This window comes from Streptomyces spiramenti (genome assembly GCF_012034385.1).
In the GTDB taxonomy this organism is placed as follows: domain Bacteria; phylum Actinomycetota; class Actinomycetes; order Streptomycetales; family Streptomycetaceae; genus Streptomyces; species Streptomyces spiramenti.
Genome location: NZ_JAAVJB010000239.1, coordinates 1 through 7,373 on the forward strand (window position 1 = coordinate 1; position 7,373 = coordinate 7,373).

A 7,373-nucleotide genomic window follows, 5' to 3' on the forward strand; every position below is an offset into this window, starting at 1 on the left:
GCCCCGGGGGCGGCGGCGCGGCGGGCGTGAACCCGCCGGAGCTCGGCGCGGGGTGCGGATGCGTGGCCGCGAACGGGTCCGGGGCCTCCGCTGGCTCCTCCGCCGGTGCGTCGTGCCCGGCGTCCTGGTCCCGGCCGCCCACGACGGACGGGCCGTCCGCCTCGTCGTCGTCCGCCGGGGGGCCGGTGCGGTCCTCGGGGCGGTTGTCGGGGATCCCCGCGCGGTCCGCCGCCTCCTGGAGCCACTGCGGCGGCGTCAGCAGGAAGGAGGTCGCCTCCAGGTCGATGGCCGGGGGCTCCTGCTCGGGCTCCGGTGCCTCCGGCACGTCGACGTACCGTGCCAGGTAGGCGTCTATCACGTCGTCGACCGGCAGCGCCGGCCACAGGGTGGTCTCCCCGCTGTCGCGGGCGATCACCAGTCGGCCGCCCGTCGGGTGCCCGGCCGGGCCCTCGGCCCAGGCCACGAAACCGAGGTCGAACTCGCGGACCACGACCGCGCGCCGCGCGTCCGGCGCGACCGAGGCGTTCACCCACCGCTCCGCGCGCTCCTGCGCCTGTGCGAACGTCACCATCGGTCTCTCACCTCTCCAGCGGGACGGCGTAGGCGAACCCGCCGTCCACCATCAGATTGGCGACGGTGTCCAGCTCCGGCGGGTTGGCCGCCAGCCGCAGCAGGAACGCGTCGAAGTCGGCGCCGCAGGGCAGCAGCAACCGCTCGACCCGCTCCTGGACCGTCAGGCCGTCCTTGTCCCGGGCGTCGTCCAGCGGGCACAGCCACACCGAGCCCACGTCCTCGCCCTTGACCTTCAGCGCGAGGATCCCGCCCTGGACGAACGCCACTCCCAGGTAGTCCTTGGTGAGGTGGTCCCGCAGGCACTTGTTGATGTAGACGAGGTCGTTGACGGCCGCCTCGTCGCGCAGCGTGAAGAACGGCTGGTCCACCAGCAGGCCCAGCTCCGCGTCGAGGGCGACGCCCTCCGGCGCGCCGCCGCCGGCCGCCTTGAGGAACATCCGGTACGCCTCGGGCAGGCGATAGCCCAACTTCGCCTCCGCGCCCGCGACCAGCTCCTCCGCGACGCCGATCGGCTGCGGCACGGCGAAGTGCACCGGCTGCGGCTCCGCCAGCGGTCGCGTCCCCCGCTTGTCCTGGTCGACGGAGGTGGTGGAGAGGCCGCCGTGGTGGCGCAGCAGCGCCTTGACCTCGGCAGGGACCAGCTCCATCCGCCGGGTGCCCGCCACGTGGTGCCAGGCCCACCCGTGGGGGGTCGCCACAGGGGGGACGTCCGCCCAGAGCTCGTGGCCCTGCGCGTGCAGTGCCGCGTTGGCCGACACGTAGTCGGTCAACCGCAGCTCGTCGACCCCGAAACCCTCCGGGGGCTCGGCGACCTCGGCCGCGGCACGGGCGTAGGGCGAGAAGTCCGGGTAGCCGTCGTCGTCCACCCGGATCCCCTGCGGGAAGCGGGCGGCGCGGACAGGGTCCGGGAACTGCACGACCTGTCCGGCGTAGGCCCTGTTCGGTGGCGCGGCCTGGTGCCCGAGCCGACCTGTCGTCATGGCGTCTGCCCCCTGCTGCTGATCGCTGTTCCGCCACAGCCTATGGGGTCCCAGGTCCGGAGGGCACGGTGTGGCAAGCTGACGGATATGAGGTCCACGCCTCATCGCGGGGGAGGAATCACCACCATGAAGACGATTTCGGACAGCGGGCAGCGCGCGGCAGGCGACCCCCGCCTCGGCTGGGCCCGTCCCGGCGCACCCCGGCTCCACCACCGCCGGGACGGCATCCTCCCCACCACCGCCGCCGCCCTCTCGCTGCCCGGCGAGGCCGTGCTCACGGCGACCGCCGCGCGCTCCGGACCGGCGCCCGAGCCGCACCCCCTGGTGCGCAAGGTGCTCGACGGCCTCGGCCCCGCGCAGCGCGACCGCCATCTCGGACGCTGCCCCGAGGTGACGCTGGTCTCCCGGCGGCTCACCGCCGCGGACGCCTCCAGCAACGGCCAGGGCCGCCGCGCCCTCAAGGGCGCCCGGATCACCACCCGCCACATCCGGGAGGACGGCGACCCGCAGCACGGCGAGTACGCGCGGCACTGCCACTCCTGCACGGCGCTCCTCAACCACTTCGGGGTGCGGTCCATCAGCCCCGTCACCGACGCCACCACCGCGCTGCGGCTCCCCGTCCTCAAGGGGAAGGCCGCCGCCGACGGTGAGGGCACCGCCGCCGTGGTCGAGCAGGCGCTCGTCGACGCCGGCTGGGCGCCCGGCCGGCGCGCCGAGGAGTCGGTGATCTGGGCGGCGGAGCTGCGCAACCACCTCTCCTCGCTGGGCCACCCGCACGTCGTGGTGCCCGCGGCCGAGCAGCTGTGGGAGGAGTTCGGTTCCCTCACCATCCTGCCGCGCGCCGGCGGTCGCGAGCACGTGCCGTGCCAGGTGACGGTGGCGCCGCTGCGGGGCCTGCACTGGGCCCGCACGCTGCGCGACCTCGGTCAGGCGCTCGGCACCGAGCTGACCCCGCTGGGGGAGGCCGGCCACCTCGGCCCCGACGCGCCCGGCGTCGGGGCGGGACTGCTCGCCGTCGACGAGGAGGGGCGCGTGTACTGCGTCGATCACACGGGCGACTGGTTCGCCGGTGAGGACCTCCGCTCGGCACTGGGAGCGCTGCTCACCGGTGGCCCACTGATCCGGCTCGACCCGCCCGCGGAGTGACCGGAGCACCTCCGCCGATGCGGCACGTCGGTCAGTCGGGCCCGTCGGTGAGGTCCGTGCGGTCCGTGTGGTCCGGCTCGGCCGCGCGGTCGACGCCCCCCGTCGCGGGCGGCTGACCCTCGGCGGCGAGCAGCGCCTCCCGGTAGACGCGGGTGGCCGCGCGGAGCGCGGTCTCCGGGTCGGTGCCGGCCGCTTCCGCCTCCGCCGCCAGCGCGAGCAGCCGGTACCCGACGCCCGTCCCGGTGGGGAGCGGCACGACGAGCCCGGCCTTGCGGGCGCGGCCGGTGAGCTTGGCGGCGAGCGCGAGCGACGGCTGGCCGAGCGGGACCCCCTCGGTGACGGAGTGGCGCCGCTTCTCCGCGGCCTTGGCCCGCGCCCACTGCTCCTTCACCGCCTCCTCGTCGTCGGCGACGGCGTCCCCGAAGACGTGCGGGTGCCGGTTGACCAGCTTGGCCACGATCCCGGCGGCCACGTCGTCGACGGAGAACGGCGCCTCGGGGTGCTCCTCCGCGATACGGGCGTGGAAGATCACCTGGAGCAGGACGTCGCCCAGCTCCTCGCGCATCTCCTCCCGGTCGCCCGTCTCGACGGCGTCGACCAGCTCGTAGATCTCCTCGATGCCGTAGTGGGCAAGGTCCGCGTGGTCCCGGCGCGAGGCCCACGGGCAGGCGACCCGGATGCGGTCCATGACCTCGACCAGGTCGAGCAGGCGTGCCCCGGGCAGGTCGTAGGAGCCCGGCAGCAGTTCCAGCGAGGGCATCGCCGCGGCGCGGCCGGAGCCTGCGATGCGGGCCAGGCCGTCCGTCAGTCGGGGCTCGCCCTCGGCGCCGGTGAGTACCACGACCGTCCGGAGCGGTGCCGCGTCCCCGGCGCCGGCCTGGGCGGTCAGGGCCGCGACCAGCTCCGCGGCCTCCGGCAGCTCGGCGCCCGGGTCGGTCACCCGCACGCCCGCCTCCGCCAGGTAGGGCAGCTGCGGGTGGTCGGCCCGGCGGCAGAGCACGCGGTCGGCGGCGCGCAGCGCCTCCCAGGCGGGCCAGGACAGCAGGCCGGGGGCGACGCGGTGGGTGGTCGTCAGCAGCACGATCCGACCGGGGCCGGGCGTGGCGGCCGGGCCCCGGTCGGTGGCTGCGGGAGAAGCGGGGGAGGAGGTGCTCACCCCTGCAGGGTATCGGCGCGCTCCGCCAGCCAGGGGGTGTCGCTGGTGGTGAAGCCGCCGGCCTCGTAGTCCCAGGCGCCGTACCGGGGGTTGATGTCGACGCCGAGTCGCTCGGCGGTCTCCGCGATGGCGGGGCCGAGTCCCTGCTCGCCGATCCGCTCCACCAGTCCCTCGATGAGCAGCTGCTCGCGCAGCACGTCGTCGAGCTGGTCGAGGGTGAAGGCGCCGCCCTCGTAGCTGAGGCCGAACTGCTCCAGCTGCTCGGTGTCGCCGAAGTTCTGCACCACCCGGTCGCGGGCCTCCTGGACCTGGCCGCGGGTGACGGTGACGTCGTTGTCCTCCGCGGTGCGCTCCAGCAGCTCGCGGCGGACCATCAGCTGCACGGTCTCCTGGGGGAGCGCGCCGGTGGCGGCGATCAGCTGGTCGGCGTTCTCGCTGGCCCGCTGGGCGGCGCGGACGTGCTCCACCTGGGATTGGACCTGCGAGACGCTGATGCGTTCGTCCCCGACGACGGCCGCGGCGCCCGGGTGCGAGTCGGTCGAGCAACCGGTGAGCAGCGGGGCGGCCACGAGCAGCGCGGCGGCCGAGACGGACAGTGCGGACGTGCGGCGCTTCACTGAGGATCTCCCGGCGGTGGGTCCGATGCGTGCGGTGATCTTACGGCCTGTACCCGTCGGCGCGGCAGGTGTCGGACGGACCTTCTCGGTGACCTCCCGGAACCGGCCCGTCACCCCCGGCCGCCCCCGGGGCGGCCGGAGCCGGAGCGCCCCGGGCGTGGCGCTCCCCGCAGCCCCCTCGGGCCGGCGGTTCCCCGACGGGGGCCCCGGACTTCGTGCGCCCCGCCGGTCAGCCCTGCTGCCAGCGGCGGACCGCCGGGGCGAGGCGGTTGCGGCCGAACCGGTACAGGTGGCCGGCACCGCGACGAACGATCCGCTTGAGGGCAGGCGGGCGCGCGGCGGCGGGGGAGGAGGCGAGCGGGGTGCCGTCGAGCGCGAAGCCCCGGCGCCCGACGAGGGTCTCCAGGTAGTCGCCGCTGCGCTCGGGGGTGTAGAAGGGCCGGGGCGGTGCCAGCGGTCCGTGGTCGCGGAGGCTCGCGAGGCGTTCCCGTGCGGCGCGGTAGGGGTCGGTGCGGCCGATGCCGTGCTCGGCGGCCCACTGCGGGCGGACGGTCGGTACGTGGCCGGCGTCGAGGTCGGCGAAGCTCGTCAGCAGCCCCGAGTGGACGAAGAAGTGGTTGCCGTGCGCCTCGCGGACACCGAAGTCACTGAGGACGGCGGTGGGGATGGAGCGGTGGACCGACTCGACCGCGGCGGTGGAGCTGACGGTGACCAGCAGGTCGGTGCGGTCCAGGACGGAGCCCATGTCCCCGTAGACCGGCCGCAGGTTCGGCGGTGCGTCGGGCAGCGACCGCAGCAGCTCCTGGTAGGGGAAGCGTTCGGTGTGGGTGACGGCCTCCCCCGGCTGGTTGCGGAGCTTGAGCAGCACCTCGCGGTCGGGGTGGAGGCGGGCGTGCCGGGCGAGGTGCCGGACGAGGGAGAGCCGGGCCGCCTTGGTCCCGGGCACGGAGGGCTGCACGGCGAACGTCACGGTGAACGGGCGGTCGCGTCCGGCGGCCCCGGGGTCGTGGGGGGCGCCGCCGAGGAACGGCAGCGCCGTCTCGACGACGGCGGCGGGGTCCACGTCCAGGCTGGTGTAGACGTCGCGGAACCGCGCAGCGTCGTGGGCGCTGTTGGCCAGCACCAGGTCCGATCCGCAGCGCAGCAGCAGGCCGTCGACCATGTTCTCGTAGATGACGCCGACGTAGCCGGTCACCAGGGCGGGGCGGGAGGGGTGGTCCCGCCAAGCCCGCCCCAGCGTGTGGATCATCGTCAGCATGGTGCCCCCGGTGGTGCCGAGGACGACGACGTCGGCGGCGGAGACCGCGGGGTCGCTGGGAACGTCGGTGTAGTCGAGCGTCGCGCTGGTGTCCGGCACGATCCCGACCTCGTCGATCTGCCGCTGCGAGGGCGCGGTGCCCGAGCGCAGGAAGCGGGCGTCGATCGCGTGGTCCGGGGCGATGCGCCGGGCGACCAGGGCGGCCCACTTCCAGCGGCTGTCGGAGTCGGCGAGGACGACGGCGCGGGGCGCGGCGCTTCCCATGGTGGTGTTCCCTTCGGACGCCGTCCGCGGTGGCCTCGGGGCCGCTGCCGCGGGGCGCGGTGTGTGGCGGTGCCGCGCGGGCCCGGTCGGGCGTCGTCGTGTCGGCCCGGTGCCGGGCACCGACCGTACCGGGTCGGGCGCGCGCGGGTGGGTTGTCGGATCGGCGGGGCTGCGGGGGTGCTCGCCCCAGGTGGACAGTGATACCGGGAGGGGACGACGCGGAACTTGCCGTCCGGTGAACCGGCGGTGGACCGGCGGCCACGCGGTGGCCACACCTGCTGGTGGCGGCGGCGCCGCGTGGTGGCGGTGGGCGGACACCAGGGGTGTGCGCCGGGGGCGAGGTGGGGGCGGTGTCCGGGTTCCGCTGGTCCCGTCGCGATCTTCCGCCTCCCGTCGTGGGTTTGTCGCGGCGCTGCTACAGGCCGCTCCCGGCGCTGGCGGGGAGCGCCCGGAGCTGGTGCGATGAGCACGCCGGTTCGAACGGGGGCCGGCGCACCAGAACATAGGGGGACGACCATGGCTCAGCTGCGTACTCTTCGCGGACGCCGGATGCGGATGGTCGCCGGTGTGGCAGTGGCGGCACTGGCGGTCGGCGGACTGACGGCGTGTGACGAGTCGGAGATGCCGCTGGACCGTGGCCAGGAGAGCCGCGAGACGGACGGGGCGGACGCCGAGGACGACGGGGCGGGCGACGCGGACACCGGTGACGGCGACGCGACCGACGACGCCGACGCCGACCAGGCCGACACGCCCGCCGAGGGCGACGCCGCCGACCGCGACCAGGGCGACTTCCTGGAGGCCGGCCAGACCTTCGTCACCGCCGAGGGCCTGGAGATCACGGTGGAGGCCCCCGAGCCGTTCACCCCCGCCGACTACGTGGACCACGAGGAGATTCCCACGAAGTTCGGCGTCTCCGTCACCAACGGCGCCGACGAGGACCAGGAGGTCGCCCTCCTCTACACCGTGCGGGCCGGGGACCGCGGCGTGGAGGCGGACCGCATCTTCGACAGCGCCTCGCTCACGTCCGACCCGCGCGGCACCCTCAAGCCGGGCCGTACCGCCGGCGGCGAGGTCGGCTTCGACGTCCCCGAGGACGCCGGTTTCGTCGATGTCACCGTCCAGGTCGTCGGCAGCCAGGACAAGGCGCACTGGAGCCTCGACGTCTGACCCGGCGACCGTCGGCCCGTAGCCGGTGGCCGGCGAGCTCCGACCGCCGGTCCGCAGACCGGTTCCGGGTGGCCCTCGGGCTGCCCGGTACCAGGGGAGGACGAGTCCCTCGTCCTCCCGGACGAGCGGGTCTCGTCCCCGTGAAGGAGGGGGCGGGCACCCGCCCGCGCCGGTGCCGCCCCACGGGTGCCGGGCGAGCGCCGCCTCGACCT

6 protein-coding genes and 1 pseudogene are annotated in these 7,373 nt (G+C 75.4%); 2 read left to right on the forward strand and 5 right to left on the reverse strand.

Annotation, left to right across the window (positions count from 1 at the left end; all coding sequences use genetic code 11):
* Together HCJ92_RS20415 and HCJ92_RS20420 are read right to left on the reverse strand one after the other, a co-directional pair.
* A pseudogene (locus HCJ92_RS20415) lies at window positions 1-571 on the reverse strand (SUKH-4 family immunity protein); the annotation flags it as partial.
* 7 nt (window positions 572-578) lie between these two features.
* A complete protein-coding gene (locus HCJ92_RS20420; protein WP_167935079.1) occupies window positions 579-1,553 on the reverse strand; it encodes an SMI1/KNR4 family protein in 975 nt (324 codons plus the stop codon).
* Window positions 1,554-1,679: 126 nt separating this feature from the next.
* Here HCJ92_RS20420 and HCJ92_RS25670 point away from each other — a divergent pair, with 126 nt between their 5' ends.
* A complete protein-coding gene (locus HCJ92_RS25670) occupies window positions 1,680-2,699 on the forward strand; it encodes an SUKH-3 domain-containing protein (protein ID WP_338054292.1) in 1,020 nt (339 codons plus the stop codon).
* A 31-nt stretch (window positions 2,700-2,730) separates the two neighbouring features.
* Here HCJ92_RS25670 and HCJ92_RS20435 read toward each other — a convergent pair whose 3' ends face one another.
* The 3 genes from HCJ92_RS20435 to HCJ92_RS20445 all read right to left on the reverse strand — a co-directional run bounded on the left by HCJ92_RS20435 (window position 2,731) and on the right by HCJ92_RS20445 (window position 5,994).
* The gene (locus HCJ92_RS20435) at window positions 2,731-3,855 is read right to left on the reverse strand and encodes a nucleoside triphosphate pyrophosphohydrolase (RefSeq protein ID WP_167935080.1); all 1,125 of its coding nucleotides are present in this window, start codon (window positions 3,853-3,855) and stop codon (window positions 2,731-2,733) included.
* Window positions 3,852-4,472: a SurA N-terminal domain-containing protein gene (locus HCJ92_RS20440; protein ID WP_167935081.1), complete on the reverse strand. Its 621-nt coding sequence runs from the start codon at window positions 4,470-4,472 to the stop codon at window positions 3,852-3,854. The genes HCJ92_RS20435 and HCJ92_RS20440 overlap by 4 nt, the downstream gene beginning before the upstream one ends.
* A 229-nt stretch (window positions 4,473-4,701) precedes the next feature.
* Window positions 4,702-5,994: a DUF6716 putative glycosyltransferase gene (locus tag HCJ92_RS20445; RefSeq protein WP_167935082.1), complete on the reverse strand. Its 1,293-nt coding sequence runs from the start codon at window positions 5,992-5,994 to the stop codon at window positions 4,702-4,704.
* A gap of 516 nt (window positions 5,995-6,510) precedes the next feature.
* Here HCJ92_RS20445 and HCJ92_RS20450 point away from each other — a divergent pair.
* A complete protein-coding gene (locus HCJ92_RS20450) occupies window positions 6,511-7,161 on the forward strand; it encodes a DUF4352 domain-containing protein (protein ID WP_167935083.1) in 651 nt (216 codons plus the stop codon).
* Window positions 7,162-7,373 lie beyond the last annotated feature (212 nt).

Coding starts and splice junctions, on each gene's coding strand:
- HCJ92_RS20420 (WP_167935079.1), bottom strand. CDS start 1,553: ATGACGACAGGTCGGCTCGGGCACCAGGCCGCGCCACCGAACAGGGCC.
- HCJ92_RS25670 (WP_338054292.1), top strand. CDS start 1,680: ATGAAGACGATTTCGGACAGCGGGCAGCGCGCGGCAGGCGACCCCCGC.
- HCJ92_RS20445 (WP_167935082.1), bottom strand. CDS start 5,994: ATGGGAAGCGCCGCGCCCCGCGCCGTCGTCCTCGCCGACTCCGACAGC.
- HCJ92_RS20450 (WP_167935083.1), top strand. CDS start 6,511: ATGGCTCAGCTGCGTACTCTTCGCGGACGCCGGATGCGGATGGTCGCC.